This window comes from Pseudomonas sp. NY8896 (assembly GCF_039634505.1).
This window is the reverse complement of record NZ_CP132350.1, coordinates 3,578,766-3,599,817: the sequence shown is the minus strand read 5'-3', so window position 1 is coordinate 3,599,817 and position 21,052 is coordinate 3,578,766. Positions and strand designations below refer to the sequence as shown.

The following is a 21,052-nucleotide window of genomic DNA, read 5'->3' as shown; positions in this document are numbered from 1 at the left end:
AGCCTTAGAAGTCCAGCGCCAGGCTTTGCCGGCCCTCCAGCGCCAGCAGGTACTGCTTGGCCGCGAGGCCACCGGCAAAGCCAGTCAAGCTGCCCGACGCGCCGATTACCCGATGGCACGGGGCGATGATCGAAATCGGGTTGCGGCCATTGGCGGCGCCTACGGCACGCACCGCGCTGGGGTTGCCGATTTGCCGGGCGATATCGCCGTAGCTGCGGGTTTCGCCGAACGGTATCGCCAGCAGCGCGGCCCACACCTGCCGCTGGAACTCGGTGCCGGCAAAGTCCAGCGCCAGTTCGAAACGCTGGCGCTTGCCGGCAAAGTACTCGCCGAGCTGGCGAGCGGTTTCCACCAGTACCGGGCACTGGTCATCACGGTGCAGGGCGCCCAGGCGTACGCGGTTTTCCCGCTCCTCTTCCCACAGCACAGCTGCCAGGCTGTCGCCACGGGCCACCAGGGTCAGCGTGCCGACGGGCGATTGCATGAAAGTGAAAGCGCTGGACATAGCGGGCTCCTGCTGGTTGCGATCAACTTACTGTACGCATCCACAGTTACTGATGCACCCGCTTTCTTGCTCAAGTCATTGCGCAGCCGGCAATGTACCGCGCCTGGCTGAGGTTGACCTTGGGGATCAGATCGTCAGGAATACGCGACGTCGCCGACAGGTTGTAGACATGAAAATGTTCGTTGACCACTTCTCTGGCCATCAGTGTCAACGACGGCAGAATGCGGCTGTCCCAATGCTGGTCCAGCCCGCACGGCGAACACTCGCCGTTGCCGTTCTCGTAGAAGCGCCCGACGCTCTGATCGAGGTCTACCCCTACCAGCAGCACCTCTTCGAAGCCCAGGTGGTAAGCCAGCTGCAAGGCCACGTACGCCACTGTGCGAGCATCGAAGAAACCATGGGCCAGGTCTTTGCTGAAGGCAATCGAACGGCTACGTTTGCTCCACAGTGCGCGGTTGCACACGCAGCTGTCACCGTGGCCACGCAAACCGTCCAGCAGGCCTGGCGTGTCGGCTTTGTGCAAGGCATAACACTCGGTATCCGCTGGCACATTGGCACCCGCATACTGCTCGGGCCAAAGTGCCAGGCGCTCGCTGTCGCGCAAGGCCGTGGCGAACAAGGCCGGCTGTTGCAGGCGAAAACTTTTGTCGGTGCACACGTAAAAGAACGGTTTGATACCGTGTTCGGCGGTCATGGCAACCGAGCCGTTCATGGCGATGATGGGCAAATGGGCGAATTCGCCCAATGGAAAATGCTTGGCAGACGCACCGGAGGCAAGTATCACCACGGGGCCCTGCTGGGTGTTGCGACACGCCTCGAAATGGGAGAACGCCCCGCGTTCAGCGCTTGGCTGCGACGGAAGTGTGTTCATCAATGGCATCTTTAACTGGACAGTACAAACCACAATACTGATCCGTGTATACGCCGTGGCCGCTTTTACCTAACTTTACCTAGCTGAACATCAGTCAACCGCCATCCCTTGTTTGGCGGGGTTTTGGGGCCGCTGCGCAGCCCCAGAAAAACGCAAGCCAACGCTAGACTTCCGTCTGGCGGATGCGTTTCTTGTCGATCTTGCCGACACTGGTCCGGGGGATTTCGTCCACACAACGCAACTGCCGTGGTATCGCCCACTTGTTCAAGTGCCCGCTGTCGACAAACGGCTGCAGGTGCCTGGCCAATGACGGCTGGTCCAGTTGCACACCCTCACAGCAGACCACCAAGGCCAAGGGTTGTTCCCCCCACTGTGGATCAGGAACACCGACGACAGCCACCGAGGCGACAAACGGGTGCTGGCTGATCAGGTTTTCCAGCGCTACCGAGCTGACCCACTCGCCACCGGTCTTGATCACGTCCTTGATCCGGTCGCGGATACGCACCACGCCCGCCGCATCGATACAAGCCAGGTCACCGGTGTGCATCCAGCCCCCCAACCACAGTGCTGCGCCTTGCTCCGGTTCGTGCAGGTAGCCTTGGGTCAGCCAAGGCGCGCGCACCACGACTTCACCCAGGCTTTCACCGTCGTGCGGCACCTCCCGGCCCTCGCTGTCGACGATACGCAGGTCCACCATGGCAATCGGCACACCGGCATCGATGCGCAGCGGCAATTGTTGCGCCATGGGCTTTGCCAGCAGCTCGGCACTCAGGTAGGTGATGCTGAGCAGCGGGCAGCTTTCCGACATGCCGTAACCACAGTGCACGCTGATGCCGCGCTCGCTGGCGCGCTGGGCCAGGCCCAGGGTCAGCGCGCTGCCGCCCAGCAGCATTTTCCAGCCGGCAAGGTCGGTGCGGCGCCCTTGCTCGCTGTCGAGCATCATCTGCAGCACCGTTGGCACGCAATGGGAGAAGGTCACCCCCTCCTCATGGAACAGGCGCACCAGGCGGTTGGGCTCGTAGCGCCCCGGGTAGACCTGCTTGATGCCAAGTGCCGTCGCCACGTAAGGCACGCCCCAGGCATGCACATGGAACATGGGCGTGATCGGCATGTACACATCGCCGGTGCGCAGCAGCGGTACCTCACCGCACGCGGCCAAAGTGCCCTGCTCGACCAGGGTATGCAGCACCAGTTGCCGGTGACTGAAGTACACACCCTTGGGGTTGCCGGTGGTACCGCTGGTATAGAACAGCGTGGCCAGCGAGTTTTCGTCGAAGTCCGGGAATTCGAAGTACGGTTCTGCAGCCGCCAGCATGGTTTCGTACTCGCCCAGCAGAGGCACGCCTTGCGCGGCGTGACCGCCGTCACTCAGGCGGATGAAGCCCTCCACTGTCGGCAGGTCGGCGCGCAGCTGCTGCATCAACGGCAGGAAGTCGTCGTGCACCAGCACCAGCCGGTCCTCGGCGTGGTTCATGGTGTAGCGCACCTGCTCGCTGGACAACCGCACGTTTACCGTATGCAACACTGCGCCCAGCATGGGTACGGCGAAGAAACACTCCAATGCGCGGTGGCTGTCCCAGTCGAGCAAGGCCACGGTGTCGCCAGGCTGGACCCCGGCAGCGCTCAGCACGTTGGCCAGCCGTTGAATACGCTCCAGCAACGTGGTGTAGGTGTAGCGCAGCTTGTCGGCGTAGACGATTTCCTGGTTGGGCTGGTAGCGCACACCCGACAACAGCAGGCGCTTGATCAGCAGCGGGTACGCATAGGCCTGCTCGGCCGGGGGCATGACGCGGGTAGTGATCATGTGGGTGGCCTTCACAGTTGCCCGGCCTCGAGCAGGTACAGGCTATCGCTGCCGGCCCTCACGCTGGCGCTGAGCGAGTGGATGCGTGGCAGCAGGCGGGCAAAGTAGAAGCGCGCGGTGCCGAGCTTGCTCAGGTGGAACGGTTCAGGTGCCGCATGGGCCAGGCACACCACAGCCATGCGCGCCCACAGGTAGGCGTAGAGGGTGTAGCCAAACACCTGAAGGTACTCCACCGCCGCCGCGCCAAGCTCGCGCGGGTTGCCTTGGCCACGGTCGAGCAACCAAGCGCTCAGTTCGTCGAGGTTGTGCACGGCAGCCAGCAGTGGCGCAGCGAACTCGGCGTGCTCCACCGGCAGCGCCTCGGCAAAGGCGACCATTTCGTCAGACACGCCAAGGTAAGCCTTGCCACCATCACCCAACAGCTTGCGCCCGACCAGGTCGAGGGCCTGGATGCCGTTGGTACCTTCGTAGATCTGGGTGATGCGGCAGTCACGTATCAACTGCTCCTGGCCCCACTCACGGATATAGCCGTGGCCACCCAGTACCTGCTGGCCGTGCACGGTGGTCTCCAGCCCCATGTCGGTGAGGAAGGCCTTGGCCACCGGTGTAAGCAACGCCACCTTGGCTTCGGCCTTGGCGCATGCAGCCAGGTCATCGCTGTACTTGGCCAGGTCCAGCTGCAACGCCACGTAGGTTGAAAACGCCCGCCCACCTTCGTTCAGCGCTTTCATGGTCAGCAACATACGGCGTACGTCCGGGTGGACGACAATCGGGTCGGCATGCTGCGCCAGTGCTTCGGCGCCTGTCGGCGCGCGGCCTTGCAGGCGATCACGGGCATAGGCGATGGCGCCCTGATAGGAGCGCTCGCCCAGGGCCAGGCCCTGGATGCCCACGCCCAGGCGCTCGTAGTTCATCATGGTGAACATGGCATTGAGGCCCTTGTTCGGCTCGCCGACCAGGTAGCCGGTGGCGCCATCGAAGTTCATCACGCAGGTGGCCGAGGCCTTGATGCCCATCTTGTGCTCGATCGAGCCGCAACTTACCGCGTTGGCCTCGCCCAGCGCACCGTCGGCGTCGACCAGCACCTTGGGCACCAAAAACAGCGAGATACCTTTGGGCCCGGCGGGCGCATCGGGCAGCCGCGCCAGCACCAGGTGGATGATGTTTTCGGTCAGGTCCTGCTCGCCGCCAGTGATGAAGATCTTCGTGCCGCTGATGCGGTAGCAACCTTCGGCGATGGGCTCCGCGCGGGTGCGGATCAGCCCCAGGTCGGTGCCAGCGTGCGGTTCGGTAAGGCACATGGAGCCGGTCCAGCGGCCTTGGTACATCGGCGGCAGGTACAGCGCCTTCAGCGGCTCGCTGGCATGGTTGAGCAGTGCCAGGCAGGCCCCGGCGGTCAGCATTGGGTACAGGCCGAACGATAGATTGGCGGCATTGAGCATCTCCTCGAGCTGAGCACCGATCACCTTCGGCATGCCCATGCCACCGTATTCCGGGGCCCCGGCCACACCTACCCAGCCGTCGGTGGCGAATGCCCGATAGGCATCGGCGAAACCATCGGGAGTACGTACCTGGCCAGCCTCCCAGCGGCAGCCCTGCTCGTCGCCACTGCGGTTGAGCGGCGCTACCCGCTCGGCGATCAGCTTGCCGGCCTGTTCGAGTATGGCCCGGGCCGTGTCGCCGTCGACCACCTCGGCCAGTGCGGGCGTTTGCGCCCACCAGGTCGGGATGTCGAACACTTCGTTCAACAGAAAATCCATGTCACGCAGTGGCGGAAGGTAATCAGACATGAGGCGAACACTCGCTTTCTTGGGTTTTCGAATGGGCTTTGGCCTGGGCTTCGGCAGTTGCCTGGGGGCCCACGCCGCGCAGAAGAAAGTGCGACAGCGCCGGTATCAGCACCAGCGCGCCGAGCATGTTCCACAGGAACATGAAGGTCAGCAGCAAGCCCATGTCGGCCTGGAACTTGATCGGTGACCAGGCCCAGCCGACCACGCCGGCCGCCAAGGTGATACCGACCAGCCCTACCACCCGGCCTGTGAAAGCCACGGCTTTCTGATAAGCCTGGGCCAAGCTCAGGCCGGCGCGCTGGTAATGCAGCTGCACGCTAAGCAGGTACAGCGCGTAATCCACGCCAATACCCACGCCCAAGGCGATGACCGGCAAGGTGGCAACTTTGACACCAATGCCCATGGCCACCATCAGCGCCTCGCACAACACCGAGGTGAGCATCAACGGCAGAATCGCCACCAGCGTGGCACGCCAACTGCGGAAGGTGATCAGGCAGAACAGCGTCACCGCCAGGTAAACCAGCAACAGCATGCGGTGGTTGGCCTCGCGCACCACCACGTTGGTGGCGGCTTCGATACCGGCGCTGCCGGCCGCCAGCAGAAACTGATGCTCGGCGCTGCCGTTGGCCTGGGCGAAGCGCTCGGCCGTTGCGGCGACCTGGGCCAGCGTGTCGGCGCGGTGGTCCTTAAGGTAGGCGATCACCGGCATCAGCGAGCAATCGTTGTTGAACAGCTCCGGTGCGTTGACCGAGGCTTGCTGCGCGGCGTAGTTGAGCACGTCCTGGTTGCGCTGCAGGCTGTTCAGGCGCGGGTTGCCTTCGTAGGTACCGGCGGTGATCTGGCGCACGGCGTTGGCCAGCGACACGGTGGTCTGCACACCCGGCAACTGTTGCAGCTCCCAGGCCAGGCGATCAGCGAGGATCAAGGTCTGGTATTGCAGGCAGCCTTCGGGGGCGGTCTTGACCATGACCGCGAAGGTGTCGCTGGACAGTGCGTAATGCTGGGTGATGTAGGCGTTGTCGAGGTTGTAGCGCGAATCCGCGCGCAGCTCGGGGGCGCCGCTGTCGAGGTCGCCGATTTTCAACTGCAGACTGCCCCAGATGCCAAGGGCGGCCAAGGCCAGGGCAACCAGCAGCGCAGCGCTGGCCCACCTGCGTTGCGTGAAGCGGTCAAGCAAGTCCCACAGCCGGCCGAAGCCACGGTGTTGATCCGCGCGGGCATCGATGCGCAGCGCCCGCTCGGCAGCCTGGCGGCCCACACCGACATAGGACAGTGCCACGGGCATCAACAGCAATGAGGTGAAGATCAGCACCGCCACACCAATGCTGGCGGTAATAGCCAGGTCCTGGATCACCGGAATGTCGATCAGCATCAGCACGGCAAAGCCCACGGCATCGGCCAGCAATGCAGTGACCCCTGCCACGAACAGGCGGCGGAACGTATAACGGGCGGCAATCTGCCGATGGGTACCACGGCCTATGTCCTGGAGGATGCCATTCATCTTTTGCGCGGCATGCGACACGCCGATGGCGAAGATCAGGAACGGCACCAGGATCGAGTACGGGTCGATGGCATAACCCAACCAGGCGACGATACCCAGCTGCCATACCACCGCAGTCAGCGAACACAGCACCACCAGCAAGGTGCTGCGCACACAGCGGGTGTAGCAGTAGATGATCACCAGGCTGGTGAGCACCGCCAGGGCAAAGAACGCCATCACCTGGATCAATCCGTCGATCAGGTCGCCCATCAGCTTGGCAAAGCCGATCACATGAATGCGGTACTGGCCGCTGGCCTGGTACTGGCTGCGCAACTGTTCGAGCTTTTGCGAAAAGGCATGGTAGTCCAGGCCTTTGCCGGTGGCTGAGTCCTGGTCGAGCAGCGGCACCACCAGCATGCTCGACTTGAAGTCGCGCGCTACCAGGCTGCCGACGATGTTGGCGCGCTCGATGTTTTGCCGCAGCTGTTCGATGTCGCCAGCCGCGCCCTGATAGCCGTCGGGCATGACCGGGCCACCTTGAAAACCTTCCTCGGTAACCTCGGTCCAGCGCACCGCCGGGCTCCACAGCGACTTCACCCAGGCCCGGTCCACGCCCTGGCTGAGAAACAGCTCGTCGTTGATGTGGCGCAGGGTCTGCAGGTAGCCGGGGTCGAAGATATCGCCCTGGGTGTTTTCCACCACCACTCGCACCGCATTGCCCAGGCCGCGCAACGAGGTGCGGTTGGCCAGGTAGTTCTGGATGTAGGGGTGGCTCTGCGGCAGCATCTTGTCGAAGCTGGGGCGCAGCTCCAGGCGGGTCAGCGCCATGAAGCCCAGCACCAGTGTCGCCAACAGCATGCACAGCAGAAATGGCAGGCGGTGGTTGAACACCAGGCGTTCCAGGCCATTGCCCGAGCGCGGGTCGAAATCGGCAAGGTTGCGGATTACCGGAAGGGTATCTTGGCGGTTAGCGGCCATCAGGGTCTTCTCTTGTTATGGGTGCGGCGTGGGGTTACCGAACAGGTTGCGCACGCCCCGCTCGCCCACCAGCACCAGGCCGTTGTCGGCATCGCTGGCGAGTGCGGTCACCGGGCCACGGGCGCTTTGTGGCACCGGGCGGAAGCTGGCGCCGTCGTCGCGGCTGAGCAACAGGTCGCCGGCCTGGCTGGCCAGCCACAGCTGCCCGTCGCGATCGATACCGGCGGCGGTGAGGCTGGTATTGACGCCCGTGTCGACCGGCTGCCACTGCTCGCCGCCATCGGTACTGCGATAAGCGTGGCCGCGCAGGCCGTATATCAGCAGCACACCGGGCTTGCCGATGGCGCCGAACAGAGTGCCGGCGTAGGGGGTATCGACGCGGCTGAAGCGCTCGCCGTTCCACTTCAACAGCAAGCCCTGCTCGCCCGTGATGTACAGGTTGTCAGCCACTGCGGCCAGGCTGGTCAGGTGCAGGCCTTGCGGGTTGTCGCTGTGGTCGAGCCAGGGCTGCCAGTGCTCGCCGCCGTCCGTGGTGCGCAGCAGCAGGTTGAACACGCCCACCGCGTAGCCATGACGAGCATCGCTGAACCACACATCGAGCAAGGCATTGTCGGTGCCAGCGCCGGGCAGCTGTTCAGCCAACGCTCGACCATCCAGCTGCCTTTGCCAGTGCACGCCAGCATCACGGGTGTGCAGTACCACGCCATCATGGCCGACCGCCCAGCCCAGTTCAGGCGTGGCAAAGCTCACCGCATTCAGGTCGGCGCTGACCGGCACCTGGGCCTGCTGCCAGTGCGCGCCGTGGTCGTCGGAATAGAGGATATGCCCGCGTGGGCCGACCGCGACCAGGCGCTGCCCGGCCAAGGTCACATCACGCAGGGCGCTGCTGCTGGCCAGGGTGCTGGGCATGGCGGGCACATCCAGCACATCGGTGAATGGCGCCGCCTGCGCCGCGCCCTGCAGCGCGGCCAGGGCCAACATCACCAGGCTGCATCGTTTGAAGACAGACATTGGCAACCTCTGCTCCATGGTTCAGCGAATGCCATTGCCGGCCAGTGACTCGGGCGACCACTGGGTTTTCGACAGCGGCTCGATGTAGCGGATACCACCATAGGCACCGACCACGCCGTTGAGGTTGTAGGTGCCGCCGATCAGGTCGTAGATCATGAACGGCGTGGCGTCCGGGGTCTGCTTGTCGTAGCTCTGGGTCAGGAAGGCGAACGAGCCCCGGTACAGCTGGCCACGGGCGTCGTACTGGTCGGAGGCAAGGGCGATCCAGCTGTCTTCGTCAAGGTAGAAGCGGCGCTTGTGGTAGATGTGGCGTGCGCCGTCCTTGAGCTTGCCTTCCACCACCCAGACGCGGTGTTTTTCCCAGCGCACGAACTGCGGTGCCAGGTGGTTGGGCGTGATCACCTGCTTGACATCGGTGTTGTAGGTCAGCTGGTAGGTGTTGTACGGCACGTACATTTCCTGCTTGCCCACCAGGGTCCAGTCGTAGCGGTCCAGCGCGCCGTTGAAGACGAACACGTCGTCGTAGGTGCCAGAGCCGGAGGTGCCCGGGTTGGGCGTGTCGTAGGCCAGGTTGGGCGCCAGCTTCACCCGGCGTTGGCCTGGCAGGTATTGCCAGGCGTTGCGTGGCTGCACCAGCGGGTTTGCGGCGTCGCGCAGCATCATCGCTTCACCGGCACGGCGTGCGGGCCCGGTGTACACTAATTTCATCTGGTAGTAGGTGTCCTTGGCGCCGATCGGCTTGGCCATGTCCTCGTAAATCGGGTAACTGATGTTGGCCTGTCCAGTGGTCGACAGCGACGGTTTGCCGGCGGCGTCGACGTTCCACGAGTCGTACTTGGCGGTCATGCTCACGCCCTGGTAACGCAGCAGGAAGTTCCACATGGCTTCGGCGCCGTTCTGCGGAATGGGGAACGGGATACCCGGCAGCACGTTGTCTACCGCAGTGCCGCCCTCCTGGCTTTTGGCAGCGGTGGCGTTCTTGCGGGTGTTGTCGAGCACCGCCTGCGGCAGCGCTACGCTGCGATGCGTCGGGTACACGTCGACGCGGTAGCTGGGATAGCGCTTGAGCAGTTCCAGGGTGGTGGCGGTCAGCTGAGCCTTGTACTGATCGGCATTCTTGCCATCGATCACCAGCAGCGGCTTCTCGCTGGCAAACGGGTCCGGCCGCATGCTGGCACCGCTCTGGTAGCTGGCCGGGGGCGTTTGCAGGCCGCCCTGGTAGGCCGGGATCGAGCCGTCGGCATTGCCGGCCTTTTCGGCGCCGATGGCGGTCAGGTTGCTGCCCAGGTGTGCAGCCTGGTCAGGGGAAACGGCCGCCTGGGCGGCATTGAGCGCGGCCAGCGACAGGCACGAGGCAAGCAGGGTACGTACGAAATTCATGATGGTTGTCTTCCTGTGTAGGCGGTAGGAAACATGACTCAGAAGGTCGTCTTGACGGTCAGGTACAGGGCGCCACGGTCTTCAGTGGTGGCACCACCCCCCGAGAAGGAGGCGTAGCCGCCGCCGTAGCAGGTGTAATCCTGTTCGCCGTCCAGGGCATTGGGGGTGCTGCCGTCGGTCTGGCCGTCCTTGCAGGCCTTGGTCTCACCGAAGCTGTCGACGTACTTGAGGTCGACGAAGTACTGGTTGTAGATCGCAGCGCTGAAACCCACCGCGTAGTTGCCAGTGTTCTCGGCACCGCCACCCTGCACCGGCGATACACCGTCGATGCCGACGTTGACCGAAAGCGGCATGCTCAGGTCCATGCCCGGAAACACCTGGTACCAGGTAGGGGTGAAATTGACGGCGATGCCCCAGTTGTCGCGGGTGGCCTTGTCGATGCCGCGGTAGCTGCTCTTGCCTTTGTACAAAGCTTCGTTGTGGCTATCGAGCTTGAGCAGGTTGCTGTAGAACAGCTCGCCCAGCAGGGTTGCCGAGTCGAACAGCGGTGTGTCGCCAATCGTCATCAGGCCGTTGAGGGTGAAGTGCAAGGTGTCGCCGGTGGCGCTCAGGCTGTCGCCATCCTTGGGCACGTCGTAGATCACCCCGCTGCTGGGCAGCCGTGCCGGCAGCAGGCCAAAGCCGCCGCCCAGGCCGCCTTGGCCGGGGGCGCTGACGATTGCCGGAATGCTCGCCAGCGGCATGTTGTGGCGGATGTTCAGGTCGCTGCCGACGCTGATGCCCGCCACATCCTTGGAGAGGCTCAGCCCATAAATGTCGATGTTGTCGGCGTAGGCGAACTGGTAAGTGGTGCTTTGTAGCGAGTTGTAGAGGTTGCCGATCGCGCCTTGGCGGCTGCCCGGTGGGTTGCCGAATGGGCCGTTGGCCACGGTCATGCCGCGCGCATCGAGCCAGGCCTGGGGCAGGATCTCGGACGTCTTGCGGTAGTAGAAGCCGAGGGTGCCGCCCAGCCACTCTGGCGACCACTTGGCCATGATGCCCCAGTCACCGCTTTTGCCGGGGGTCAGGTCATGACCGCGGCGAATGGTGGTGAGCGCACCGCGCACCGGGATCAACCCCGGCGTACCGGTGTGGCCCAACAGGAAGCTCTGCGCGCCCTCACCCACCACATCAGAGCCGCCATAGTACGTGCCGGCTTCAGGCAGCCGGGCGGCATCCCAGTCGAAGAAGTACTGGGCACCCAGGGTGAGCTCGGAGTTGACCAGGAACGCGGTCGACAGCTGGTTGCGGGGTACGAAAAGCTCCTTGGCCTCGGTGCCCGGCGAGGCCGCCAGCTTGGCCAGGTCCAGGCCTGATTGGCCATAACTAAGCGAATGCACCGGGTTGAGCAAGGTTTCACCCCAGAACAGGTTGTGCTGGCCCAGCTTGGCGCTGACCTGCGACGCTTCGCCCACGTCACGGCTCATGAACACGAAGGCATCCAGCACTTCGCCAGACGGGCCGCTGTAGTAACGCTGGGCGTAGTTGCTCAGGTGTGGGCTGCCTAGCGGGATGCCGGTCCCAGGCAGGCCATTGAGGCTGGGGTTGATACCCGACTGGTCACCGTTGCCGTTGACGAATGGGTTGCTGTTGGAGCCGGTGTTGTCATAGGCCTTGTCGTACCAGCTGGCAGTGCTGACGCGAAAACCGCTGTTGCCCTGGTACACCACATCCAGCTCGGTCAGCAGGTCGACCCGGTTGGTGATGTTGGTGCCGGCCTTGCGGAAGTTGTAGTCGCCGTCGTTGCTGTTGGGCGTGCCCAGCAGGCGCTTGTCGGCACTCTCGGTACGCACGCCGTAGTTGTATTTGACGGTATTGTCGAAGCGCACGGCCCAGTCTTCATGGCCGGTATCGACTTCGAACGCCTGGGCGGCGGGCAGCGTGAGCAAGCCGATGGCGCAGGCGAGCAGGCAGCGCTGTGGTTTCACAGCACGGTGAATGCGGTGTTCTGGCATTACGATGGCTCCACGTATTGTTATTGTTTTTTACGCCGCCCGTCTGTTGCGGGCGTGGCTGGGGCGTCCATGCGTTACTGCAGGTTTGCGGCGTCCAGTCGGCGGATCAACGCCTCGGCCAACGGCCAAGGGCCGAAACCGGAAGCCGGGTTGAGGTGTCCAACGGCGCCCAGGTTGACCAGCTCGCTGCCCCAACGCCGGGCCAGCTCACCGGCAGCGGCGTAGCTGGCGAGGTGGTCATTGCTGCTGGCCGCGACAATGCTGGGAAAGGGCAGCGGCGTAGGTGGAAGTGGCGACCAGCCCATCTCGGCCAGGCTGGCCGGGCTTGGGTAATGCTCGGGCCAGTGGGCGTCGAGGTCAGGTGGGGCCGCCAGCAATGCGCCCTTGATCGCCCGCCCGTAGCGCGCCGCCCAGTGGGCGACCATCAATGTGCCGGCACTGTGTGCCACCAGCAGCACCGGGCCATCGACCTGTTCCAGCTCGCGCTGGATTGCCTCGACCCGCGCGTTACAGCACAGGCCGTCGACTTCCAGCGGCGGTACGCTGCGCACCTTGGCCAGGCGGCCGGCAAGCAGGGTCTGCCAGTGTTCGGCCACGTGGCCGCGCAGGCCAGGGACAATCAGCACGGTGGCTGTGGTTTGCATTTTTTCCACGGTGAACCTCGTGTGCGGTTTAGCGCTTGAAGTTCACAGTAAACAGGCCTCCACCGGGGTGCTTTACATTGGGCGTCAGGCGCTTTTCATTTGATGACAACCACATAAACAGGGCTTTGCTTTTCAATTGATGACACGCAGGCTATAAAACCAGTGGCCCTGCAAACCCCGGCTTTAGGGACAACAATAAAAAATGCCTGCTCTCGTTCGTGCCGCCAGCTTGACCAACTACCTGGAAGTGTCCCGCCATCTGGGCCTCAACCCCCATGCACTGCTTGCGCAGGTCGGCCTTAACGCCGCCTTGCTCGACGACCCCAACCGGCGTATCCCGGTGGCCAGCGTCATCAGTTTGCTGGAAGCTTCCGCCAGCGCCACGAAGTGCGAGAGTTTTGGGTTGCGCATGGCCGAGCTGCGCCAGCTATCGGACTTCGGCGAAATCAGCCTGTTGCTCAGCCACCAACGCAACCTGCGCGATGCGCTGCAGGTGATCGTGCAATACCGCCACCTGCTCAATGACGCGCTGGCCATTCATATCGAAGAAGCCGGCAAGACCGTGATCATTCGCGAAGAGGTGATCAACGAACGCGCGCCCTGCAGCCGCCAGGCCACCGAGTTGGCCATCGGCGTGATGATGCGCTTGTGCGCGGCACTGCTGGGCGCCCACTGGCACCCGATCAGTGCCAACTTCACGCATGCGGCCCCCGCCGACCCCGCCATTCATCGGCGCATCTTCGGCTGCACGCTGGTGTTCGGCAGCGAGTTCAACGGTATCGTCTGCCCCGCCGCCGACCTCGACAGCGCCAGCCCGCAGGCCAACGAAGCCATGGCCCGCCTGGCACGGCGCTACCTCGACACGCTGCCGGCCAGCGGCGTACCGTCGCTGGAACTGGAACTGCGTAAAACCATCTACCTGCTGCTGCCCATGGGCCGTGCCACCATCGAGCAGGTGGCGCAGACCCAGGGCATGAACGTGCGTACATTGCAGCGGCGGCTGGAAGAAAATGGTTTGACGTTCAAGGACCTGATCAACAACGTGCGCCGCGACCTGGTGATGCGCTACCTGGAAAACCCCGGTTACTCGCTGGGGCGCATCGCCGACATGCTCGGTTACTCGATGCCCAGTTCGTTCACCCGTTGGTTCATCGCCCAGTTCGGCATGCCACCGGCTGTTTGGCGGGCTCAGCACACGCCGCAGCCATGAGCCCATGGTGGTCTTGGCGGCGGTTCAAGACGCCGCTTCGCCGTCCAGCACGATAAAGACCTGCCCATCCTGTTGCTCGATCGGGTAGCTGGCGACTTTCAAGGCCTTGGAGTTGATCAGGTAGCCGCTGGCCAGGTCGAAGCGCAGACCATGCGCACAGCACTGAATGACCCGCCCTTCCAGGCGACCACCGCACAACGACGCGCCCTGGTGCGGGCAACTGTCGTCGATGGCGTATAGCGTGTCGGCGACATTGAACAAGGCCACGCTGCGGCCCTCGCAGGCCAGCAGCACCCGGCCATTGCGCTCCGGCAGTTGCTGAGGGCTCAGTGCGATACGCCGGTTCATGCCTGCACCACCGCTTGCAAGGCGTCATTCATGGCGGCAAACAGCGCCTCGGCTGGCCGCACCCCGGCAAGCAGCGGGCCCTGGTTGAAGCGATAGCGTGGTACGGCGCTGCCCGCTCGCCCTGCACCGTCAAGGAACGGGCTGCCATCGTCACGCAAACAGTCGATCACCTGCCCGGGCTCAAGCCCGCAACCCTGGGCGATGCCGAGCAATGTGCGGCTATCACCCAGGTCGCGGCCCTGGTGGAAATAGGCAATGAACAGTTGCGCCAGCAACGCTTCCTGCTGCGGCGCGCTGAGCAGGCTGCCGGCCCGTTGCATCAAGCGGTGGGCATTGCCGGTATTGGGCATGCGACGGATGCGCGAAAAATCGATGTCCTCGCCCACCACACTGGCAGCAGCACGCACCTGAGCCTGGCGCTCGCGTACCGCCTGCTCGCTGCCCAGGCGTTGCAGGTAGAAGGTATTGAAAGGCACCCCGTTGGCAGGCAGCCCCGGCAGCAACTGAACGCCCCGCCAGTGTATCTGCACCTGTACCTGTGGCTGCTCACGCTGCAGCAGCAACAAGGCCGCTTGCAGGTGCCGCTGGCCAATCAGGCACCAAGGGCAGACGAAATCGAAAAACACTTCGATGGACAACAGCTGTTTCACAGTTTCAACTCCTGGAGCGCAGACGGTCCATGTCGCGGTGGTAGTGACGCTTGGCGATAAAGAACACGGCCGCCGCCGCGATGCTGATCAGCGGCACCAATTGCAGCGCGGCCTGCAGCCCGATCAAGTCGGACACCCGACCCGTGATCAGTGGCCCGGTGGCCAGGCCCAGCAGGTTGTTGGCCAGGGTCAGGGTGGCGAATGCCGTGCCATGCACCGATGCATGGGTAAGGTTGGCAACCATGGCGCTGGACGGGCCATTGGTACCGGCGGCGATCATCATGCCCAGGCAAATCAGTACCAGTTGCGCGGTGCCGGCAGGCAGCGCAAAGGCAATGCTCAGCAGCATGCAACTGCCCAGGCAGTAGGCGATGGCCAGGCTGATCTTGCGGTCCGGGCGCTGTCGCCCAAGGCGGTCGCAGAGCATGGCGCAAAGGATCATGCCGATACCGCTGCACAGCACGATGACGGCGGCGATTGCCCCGGCACGGTCGGTACCCATGGCGTAATAGCGGTTGAGGTAACTGGGCATCCACACGATCAGGGTGCCACCGACGAACAGTTGCAGGCCGCTGCCGACATAGGCGGCGATGACCGATCGGCTGCTGTACAGCGTGCGCAGCGGGCGGCTGGCCTTGTCGAGCGCCTGCTGCGCGCACTTGGGTGCAATGCGCGCCTCCTTGACGATCATCGGATACACCATCGCCAGCACCAGGCCGAACAATGCCATGCCAGCAAATGCCCAGCGCCAGCCCAAATGCTGGGCCAGCACGCCGCCCAAGGCCATGCCCAGCACCGAACCGAACATGCCGCCGGCCATGAACGCCCCGGCCAGCGTCGAGCGCATGTCGCGGGGGAACACTGCGACCACCACGGCAATGCCGACACTGCCATAGGCTGCCTCGCCAACCCCGACCAAAAAGCGCGCAATGAACATTTGCGGGTAGTTTTCCGCCAGGGCACAGCCGAGCGTGGCCAGGCTCCACAGCACCGCCATCAGCACCAGGCTGCGTACCCGGCCGAAGCGGTCGGCCAACAACGACAGCGGAAAGGTCAGCAGGCCGACCATCAGCGCGACGATGCCGCTGAGCAAGCCGAGTTGGCTGTCGCTGAGCGCCCATTCGCCCTTTAGCAGCGGGAACACCGCATTGAGCACCTGGCGCGACATATAGTCGGAGATCAACAGGCCGAAGGTCAGGGCAAACACCACCCAGGCATAGCGCCGGGGGACGCTGTGGGCAGTGTCGGTGCCGGAGTCTTCGGCACTGGCGAGATAGGTGGCCATGTTGCCTCCTTGGGTGTGGTGTGGGTTTTTCTTGTTGTTATGCACTACTGCTCAAGCTTGGTCGGCCCCTGTGGGAGCGGCCTTGTGTCGCGATAGGGCTGCAACGCAGCCCCAGGATTTCAGTGCAGATGCACCTTTTGCAGCCCTATCGCGACGCAAGGCCGCACTCATCTGGCCGTGCCAACGTTTGTATCAAGTACGCTGCGGCACACCCTTCTCACCCGCCTGGCGGTTCGGCGCCATGCCATTGGCTTTAAGCGTCTGCTCGATACTGTCGTACTGCTGCCCGATGCGGTAAATGGCCCGGGCCTCCTTGCCGCTGGCAATCTCGCGCCCCAGTTCGTGGGCCACGCGCACGGTCTGCTGGATCTGCTGCACCGAGGTGAAGCGTTTGCCGTGCTGGTCGATGATGGTGTCTTCGTTGCCACAGCGCGGGTGCAGGCCCATGGCCAGGGCCATGGTGTTGAACGGCAGCACGTTCTTCAGCAACGATTCGGCGGTCAGGGTGCAACCGTCCGGTGCGCGGTGGATGAAGTTGAAGAAGTTGAACGGGTTGGGGCCGTCGAAACCGCCGCCAATGCCGATCCAGGTCAGGTTCAGCGGGCCCATGTAATCACCACGGCGCACGATGCGCTCGAGGGTTTCCAGGGCATGCATGCCGGTCAGTTGGAAATGCGGCTGGATGTTGCTGGCCTGCAGGCGGCGCAGGTGCTCACGGACCCAGGCCGGGCCGGCCGGTACGGTCATTTCGCTGTAGGCGGCGTGGATTGCGGGGCTGGCCAGCGAGGTACCTTCGAGGTATTCGGGGTACAGCAGCTCCATGATGTTCATCTGCGTGGTGTTGATGGCCACGGTGACCTGATCGGGGCGCGGTGTCAGCTCGGCGAGCATGTGCCGGGTGTCGTCCGACAACCACTTGGCTGCCTCGCCTTCGCCTTCCGGGGCGAAGGAAATCGAACCGCCAACCTGAATGATCATGTCCGGCACCGCTTCGCGGACTCCGGCGATCAGCTCGTTGAACTTGGACAGCCGCTTGGAGCCTTTGCCGTCCAGCTCACGCACGTGCAAATGCAGCACGGTTGCGCCTGCCTCGTAGCAGTCGACGGCCTTTTGCACCTGCTCGTCCATGGTCAGCGGAATGTCTTCAGGGAAATCTTCGGGCATCCACTCAGGGCCATAGGGGGCCACGGTGATCACCACCTTTTCCATGTTTTCCGGGTGCAACGAATCGTCGAAGAATTGCATGCTGTAGTCCTCGCTATTGTTTTTGTGCGGTTGCCAGCGGCTGGCTTAGAAGGTGCGGCTGCCTTTGATCCCGGCGCGCTCCATCTTGCGATGGCACGGTGGGTAATCCATGACGGCGTAATGCTGGGTGCTGCGGTTATCCCAAATTGCCACGCTGTTGGGCTTCCAGCGCCAGCGCACCTGGTATTCGGGCAAGTAAGCCTGGCTGATGAGGTAACGCAGCAGGTCGCCTGCGCCGGGGTTGGCGTCCTGGCCGAAACGCACCCGCTGCGGCGTGTGGTAGTTGCTGAAGTGGGTGGTGAAGGCGTTGACGAACAGCACCTGCTCGCCGGTTTCCGGGTGGGTGCGTACCACCGGATGCTCGGCATCGGGGAATTGCGCCTTGAGTGCCAGCCGTTTTTCCAACGGCATGGCGGCGCCGAAGCTGGCCTCGATGCTGTGGCGGGCGCGCAGGCCTTCGATGTTGGCCTTCACCTCGCTGGGCAGGTTTTCGTAGGCCAGCACCATGTTCGCCCACAGGGTGTCGCCGCCCACCGGTGGGCATTCGACGCAGCGCAGCACGCAACCCATGGGCGGTGCTTCACGCCAGGTGGCATCGGTGTGCCAGGCATTTTCGTAGCGGTCATTGGGCTGGTCCGGGCGCTTGTAGATCTGCACCAGGCCCGGGTGCTCCGGGTCGCTTCCTGCCACCGGGTGGTCCTCCAGCTCGCCGAAGCGACGGGCGAAGGCCACGTGTTCGGCACGGCTGAAGTGCTGGTCGCGCAGGAACAGCACACGGTGCTGAAGCAACTGCTGGCGCAGCTGGGCGAACAGGTCGTCGTCGTGAATCGCGTCGGCCAGGTTGACGCCACTCACCTCGGCACCGATCGCGCAAGTCAGTTGTTCGATGTGCATGCTGTTGCCCTCTTCAGATGACGAAGATCGACGAGCCGGTGGTTTTGCGGGCTTCCAGGTCACGGTGGGCCTGAACCGCGTCCTGAAGGGCGTAGTGCTGGTTGATTTCGATACGGATGCGCCCGCTGCTGACGTGATCGAACAACTCGCCGGCCAGGTCGGCTTTTTCTGCCGGGTCGGCGATGAAGTCGGCCAGGGCCGGCCGGGTGAGCTGCAGAGAACCCTTGATCGCCAGCAACTGCGGGTCGAACGGCGGGATGGTGCCCGACGCCGTGCCAACGCATACCATCAGCCCGCGGCGCTTGAGCGAGTCGAGCGAGCCGGTGAAGGTGTTCTTGCCGACACTGTCGAACACCACGTTCACCCCAACCCCGTCGGTCAGCTCGCGTACACGGCTGGCCACGTCCTCGACGCTGTAATTGATGATGTGGTTGCAGCCATGGGCGCGGGCGACCTCGGCCTTGGCTTCGGTGGACACGGTGCCGATCACGTTCAAGCCCAGCAGCCGTGCCCACTGCGCGACAATCAGGCCCACGCCGCCAGCAGCCGCATGCAGCAGCACGCTGTCACCGGGTTTGAAGGCGTAGAGGCGGCGCAACAGGTAGGCCGAGGTCAGGCCGCGCATGGTCATGGCGGCAGCGGTCTCGAAGGCAATGGTTTCCGGCAGTTTGATCAGCGCCGCAGCGGGGATCAGGCGTTCGGTGCAATAAGCACCCAGGGTATTGAGGAACCCGGTGTAGGTGACCCGATCACCGACACCCACCTGGGTCACCCCCTCGCCCACCGCCTCCACTACCCCGGCAGCTTCCACGCCGATGCCATTGGGCAGCGGGATCGGGTAAGTGCCGTTGCGAAAGTAGGTGTCGGCGTAGTTCAGGCCAACCGCCACCTGGCGCAATCGCACCTGCCCCGGGCCGGGCTCGCCCACTTCGGCGTCCTCATAGCGCAGTACCTCGGGGCCACCGGTCTGATGGAAACGTACGACTTTGGACATGCTTGTCTCTCCAATCATCGATCTGGACGCCAGGCGTCAGTTCTGGGTGATTGGACTGTATGCCCTTGGCTTGCAGGGTGCTTCGCATCGGACGACAGCGGGTTTTCATTTGATGACAGCGCGTTCATCGCCCAGCGTTCGGCCAACCTGCTTTATTCATGAGCCTGCTGGATGCTTGTCAAAGCCGGCAATCAGACGCTGGGCATTCTCTTCGCAATCCATCCCCTGCGGCTTGTCTTCGATACCGGCAATCACCGCCAGCAGCTGTGCCCGGTTCTGCGCCAATCGCTGCTGCATCGCCTCGATCTCTGCCACTTTGCGCTTGAGGCTTGCCAGCAACAAACCATGATCAGCCGGGGCTGCACCGGAGGCGTCGGTCAGCTTGCGCATTTCATCCAGGCTGAACCCCGCCTGCTGGCCACAGGTAATGATTTCCAGCGCCCGCACCACCTGCTCCGGGTAGTCCCGGTAACCATTGCCCAGGCGCCGGGCGGCAATCAACCCGGTGGCTTCGTAGAAGCGGATACGCGACGCACTGAGCCCCGTACGTCGCGCCAGTTCACCAATTTTCATCTCGATACCCTTGCGCTATTGACCTTAAAGTTGACTTTAACCTTAGCCTTCTCCCGAACCTAGCCCACGCGTGCAGTAACCGATGCGTGGTAGCCACCATTCGGAGATCGCCATGACGCCGTTCCAACCCCTGCTGCTGCCCAATGGCAGTGTCATACCCAACCGCATCGCCAAGGCGGCGATGGAAGAGAACCTGGCCAACCCGGACCAGACCCCTTCCGACTCATTGCTGCGGCTGTACCAGGCCTGGGCCGAAGGCGGTGCCGGGCTGTTGCTCACCGGCAACGTGATGGTCGACCCCTGCGCCATGACCGGCCCGGGCGGTGTCATGCTCGACGCCAGCCAGCCGCTGCAGCGATTTCGCGACTGGGCCCGTACAGGCCGTGCCCATGGCGCGCAGTTCTGGATGCAGATCAACCACCCAGGGCGGCAGATGCAGGCCAACCTTGGGCAGCCCACGGTAGCGCCATCGGCCATCGCCTTGGACATGGGCGGCCTGTCCAAACTGTTCCCTCTGCCCAAGGCACTGGACGAAGCCGAGATCGCCGCACTGATCGAGCGCTTCTCTCGTACTGCGGCCCTGGCCGAAGAGGCCGGCTTCAGTGGTGTACAGGTGCACGCCGCCCATGGTTATTTGCTGAGCCAGTTTCTGTCGCCGTTGAGCAACCAGCGCCGGGACCGCTGGGGCGGCAGCCTGGAGAACCGCGCGCGGTTATTGCTGGAGGTGGTCAAAGCCGTGCGCAAGGTGGTTTCGCCCGGCTTCGCCGTGGCCGTGAAGCTGAATTCAGCGGACTTCCAGCGCGGCGGCTTTGAACCTGCAGATGCCCGTCAGGTGGTGCTGTGGCTGAACCAATTGCCCGTAGACCTGGTGGAGCTGTCCGGTGGCAGCTATGAAGCACCGGCCATGCAGGGCGACGCCCGTGACGGCCGGACCCTGGCCCGCGAGGCGTACTTCCTGGAGTTTGCCCGAGAGATCGCCGCCATTGCGAAGATGCCGGTGATGGTCACCGGCGGTATTCGCCGCCTGCCGGTGGTCGAGCACGTGCTCGCCAGTGGCGTGGCCATGGCCGGAATAGCGACAGCCCTGGCTGTAGAGCCTGGCTTGCCCCAGCGCTGGCTGAACGGCGAAGCGACAGCCAGCGCCGAACTGCAGCCGATTCGCTGGAAGCGCAAGGCGTTTGCCGCACTGGCGTACATGGCCTTGGTGAAACTGCAGATGCGCCGGCTGGCAGCAGGCAACAGGCCCAAGGCGCATGCGTCACCGTTGCGCGCCTTGTTGCTGGAGCAAGGCTGCACGTTACTGCGGGTAAGGCAGTACAGGCGTATGATGAGAAGCCGGGCTGGATGAGGGGCTACCTGCCGCCTCAACTCGCCTGGCCTGCCTTCATCGCCGTTC

Annotated in this window: 18 protein-coding genes; 2 read left to right on the top strand and 16 right to left on the bottom strand. The window is 63.8% G+C overall.

Features of this window, described 5'->3' with window-relative positions; all coding sequences use genetic code 11:
* Window positions 1-4 precede the first annotated feature (4 nt).
* The 9 genes from Q9451_RS16125 to Q9451_RS16085 form a co-directional block, all read right to left on the bottom strand.
* Window positions 5-505, bottom strand: coding sequence for a methylated-DNA--[protein]-cysteine S-methyltransferase (locus tag Q9451_RS16125; protein WP_012272437.1), 501 nt, complete (start codon window positions 503-505; stop codon window positions 5-7).
* A 70-nt stretch (window positions 506-575) separates the two neighbouring features.
* The gene (locus Q9451_RS16120) at window positions 576-1,376 is read right to left on the bottom strand and encodes an LPS biosynthesis protein (protein ID WP_041166498.1); all 801 of its coding nucleotides are present in this window, start codon (window positions 1,374-1,376) and stop codon (window positions 576-578) included.
* 163 nt (window positions 1,377-1,539) lie between these two features.
* Window positions 1,540-3,180: a fatty acid--CoA ligase gene (locus Q9451_RS16115; RefSeq protein ID WP_012272439.1), complete on the bottom strand. Its 1,641-nt coding sequence runs from the start codon at window positions 3,178-3,180 to the stop codon at window positions 1,540-1,542.
* Window positions 3,181-3,191: 11 nt separating this feature from the next.
* Window positions 3,192-4,970, bottom strand: coding sequence for an acyl-CoA dehydrogenase C-terminal domain-containing protein (locus Q9451_RS16110; protein WP_012272440.1), 1,779 nt, complete (start codon window positions 4,968-4,970; stop codon window positions 3,192-3,194).
* Window positions 4,963-7,428 (bottom strand): MMPL family transporter, encoded by a 2,466-nt coding sequence (locus Q9451_RS16105; protein ID WP_012272441.1) that lies wholly within the window; start codon window positions 7,426-7,428, stop codon window positions 4,963-4,965. The genes Q9451_RS16110 and Q9451_RS16105 overlap by 8 nt, the downstream gene beginning before the upstream one ends.
* Window positions 7,429-7,443: 15 nt before the next feature.
* Window positions 7,444-8,439 carry a YCF48-related protein gene (locus Q9451_RS16100; protein ID WP_012272442.1) on the bottom strand — a complete coding sequence of 332 codons (996 nt, stop codon included), beginning with the start codon at window positions 8,437-8,439 and terminating at the stop codon, window positions 7,444-7,446.
* 21 nt (window positions 8,440-8,460) lie between these two features.
* The gene (locus Q9451_RS16095) at window positions 8,461-9,819 is read right to left on the bottom strand and encodes a DUF1329 domain-containing protein (RefSeq protein WP_012272443.1); all 1,359 of its coding nucleotides are present in this window, start codon (window positions 9,817-9,819) and stop codon (window positions 8,461-8,463) included.
* Window positions 9,820-9,857: 38 nt separating this feature from the next.
* Window positions 9,858-11,813 (bottom strand): DUF1302 domain-containing protein, encoded by a 1,956-nt coding sequence (locus Q9451_RS16090; RefSeq protein WP_012272444.1) that lies wholly within the window; start codon window positions 11,811-11,813, stop codon window positions 9,858-9,860.
* Between the two features lie 74 nt (window positions 11,814-11,887).
* Window positions 11,888-12,466 (bottom strand): alpha/beta hydrolase, encoded by a 579-nt coding sequence (locus tag Q9451_RS16085; protein WP_012272445.1) that lies wholly within the window; start codon window positions 12,464-12,466, stop codon window positions 11,888-11,890.
* Window positions 12,467-12,659: 193 nt separating this feature from the next.
* Here Q9451_RS16085 and Q9451_RS16080 point away from each other — a divergent pair, with 193 nt between their 5' ends.
* Window positions 12,660-13,667, top strand: coding sequence for an AraC family transcriptional regulator (locus Q9451_RS16080; protein ID WP_012272446.1), 1,008 nt, complete (start codon window positions 12,660-12,662; stop codon window positions 13,665-13,667).
* Between the two features lie 24 nt (window positions 13,668-13,691).
* Here Q9451_RS16080 and Q9451_RS16075 read toward each other — a convergent pair whose 3' ends face one another.
* The 7 genes from Q9451_RS16075 to Q9451_RS16045 all read right to left on the bottom strand — a co-directional run bounded on the left by Q9451_RS16075 (window position 13,692) and on the right by Q9451_RS16045 (window position 19,656).
* Window positions 13,692-14,015, bottom strand: coding sequence for a Rieske 2Fe-2S domain-containing protein (locus Q9451_RS16075; protein WP_012272447.1), 324 nt, complete (start codon window positions 14,013-14,015; stop codon window positions 13,692-13,694).
* Entirely contained in the window at window positions 14,012-14,665 is a 654-nt protein-coding gene (locus Q9451_RS16070) for a DsbA family protein (protein WP_012272448.1), read from the bottom strand. Before Q9451_RS16070 ends, Q9451_RS16075 begins: the two co-directional genes overlap by 4 nt.
* A 4-nt stretch (window positions 14,666-14,669) precedes the next feature.
* Window positions 14,670-15,950, bottom strand: coding sequence for an MFS transporter (locus tag Q9451_RS16065; RefSeq protein ID WP_012272449.1), 1,281 nt, complete (start codon window positions 15,948-15,950; stop codon window positions 14,670-14,672).
* A 192-nt stretch (window positions 15,951-16,142) separates the two neighbouring features.
* Entirely contained in the window at window positions 16,143-17,195 is a 1,053-nt protein-coding gene (locus Q9451_RS16060) for a 3-keto-5-aminohexanoate cleavage protein (RefSeq protein WP_012272450.1), read from the bottom strand.
* Between the two features lie 45 nt (window positions 17,196-17,240).
* A complete protein-coding gene (locus Q9451_RS16055; protein ID WP_012272451.1) occupies window positions 17,241-18,089 on the bottom strand; it encodes a TauD/TfdA family dioxygenase in 849 nt (282 codons plus the stop codon).
* 13 nt (window positions 18,090-18,102) lie between these two features.
* Entirely contained in the window at window positions 18,103-19,083 is a 981-nt protein-coding gene (locus tag Q9451_RS16050; RefSeq protein WP_012272452.1) for a quinone oxidoreductase, read from the bottom strand.
* Between the two features lie 156 nt (window positions 19,084-19,239).
* Window positions 19,240-19,656: a MerR family transcriptional regulator gene (locus Q9451_RS16045; protein WP_012272453.1), complete on the bottom strand. Its 417-nt coding sequence runs from the start codon at window positions 19,654-19,656 to the stop codon at window positions 19,240-19,242.
* Between the two features lie 112 nt (window positions 19,657-19,768).
* Here Q9451_RS16045 and Q9451_RS16040 point away from each other — a divergent pair, with 112 nt between their 5' ends.
* Window positions 19,769-21,004, top strand: coding sequence for an NADH:flavin oxidoreductase/NADH oxidase family protein (locus Q9451_RS16040; RefSeq protein WP_012272454.1), 1,236 nt, complete (start codon window positions 19,769-19,771; stop codon window positions 21,002-21,004).
* Window positions 21,005-21,052: the final 48 nt, after the last annotated feature.

Excerpts from the sequence above, each read along its gene's own strand:
- Q9451_RS16075 (WP_012272447.1), bottom strand. The coding sequence starts at position 14,015 with ATGAACCGGCGTATCGCACTGAGCCCTCAGCAACTGCCGGAGCGCAAT.
- Q9451_RS16055 (WP_012272451.1), bottom strand. The coding sequence starts at position 18,089 with ATGCACATCGAACAACTGACTTGCGCGATCGGTGCCGAGGTGAGTGGC.
- Q9451_RS16065 (WP_012272449.1), bottom strand. The coding sequence starts at position 15,950 with ATGGCCACCTATCTCGCCAGTGCCGAAGACTCCGGCACCGACACTGCC.
- Q9451_RS16090 (WP_012272444.1), bottom strand. The coding sequence starts at position 11,813 with ATGCCAGAACACCGCATTCACCGTGCTGTGAAACCACAGCGCTGCCTG.
- Q9451_RS16105 (WP_012272441.1), bottom strand. The coding sequence starts at position 7,428 with ATGGCCGCTAACCGCCAAGATACCCTTCCGGTAATCCGCAACCTTGCC.
- Q9451_RS16050 (WP_012272452.1), bottom strand. The coding sequence starts at position 19,083 with ATGTCCAAAGTCGTACGTTTCCATCAGACCGGTGGCCCCGAGGTACTG.
- Q9451_RS16095 (WP_012272443.1), bottom strand. The coding sequence starts at position 9,819 with ATGAATTTCGTACGTACCCTGCTTGCCTCGTGCCTGTCGCTGGCCGCG.
- Q9451_RS16125 (WP_012272437.1), bottom strand. The coding sequence starts at position 505 with ATGTCCAGCGCTTTCACTTTCATGCAATCGCCCGTCGGCACGCTGACC.
- Q9451_RS16110 (WP_012272440.1), bottom strand. The coding sequence starts at position 4,970 with ATGTCTGATTACCTTCCGCCACTGCGTGACATGGATTTTCTGTTGAAC.
- Q9451_RS16060 (WP_012272450.1), bottom strand. The coding sequence starts at position 17,195 with ATGCAATTCTTCGACGATTCGTTGCACCCGGAAAACATGGAAAAGGTG.
- Q9451_RS16040 (WP_012272454.1), top strand. The coding sequence starts at position 19,769 with ATGACGCCGTTCCAACCCCTGCTGCTGCCCAATGGCAGTGTCATACCC.
- Q9451_RS16045 (WP_012272453.1), bottom strand. The coding sequence starts at position 19,656 with ATGAAAATTGGTGAACTGGCGCGACGTACGGGGCTCAGTGCGTCGCGT.
- Q9451_RS16115 (WP_012272439.1), bottom strand. The coding sequence starts at position 3,180 with ATGATCACTACCCGCGTCATGCCCCCGGCCGAGCAGGCCTATGCGTAC.
- Q9451_RS16080 (WP_012272446.1), top strand. The coding sequence starts at position 12,660 with ATGCCTGCTCTCGTTCGTGCCGCCAGCTTGACCAACTACCTGGAAGTG.
- Q9451_RS16100 (WP_012272442.1), bottom strand. The coding sequence starts at position 8,439 with ATGTCTGTCTTCAAACGATGCAGCCTGGTGATGTTGGCCCTGGCCGCG.
- Q9451_RS16120 (WP_041166498.1), bottom strand. The coding sequence starts at position 1,376 with ATGAACACACTTCCGTCGCAGCCAAGCGCTGAACGCGGGGCGTTCTCC.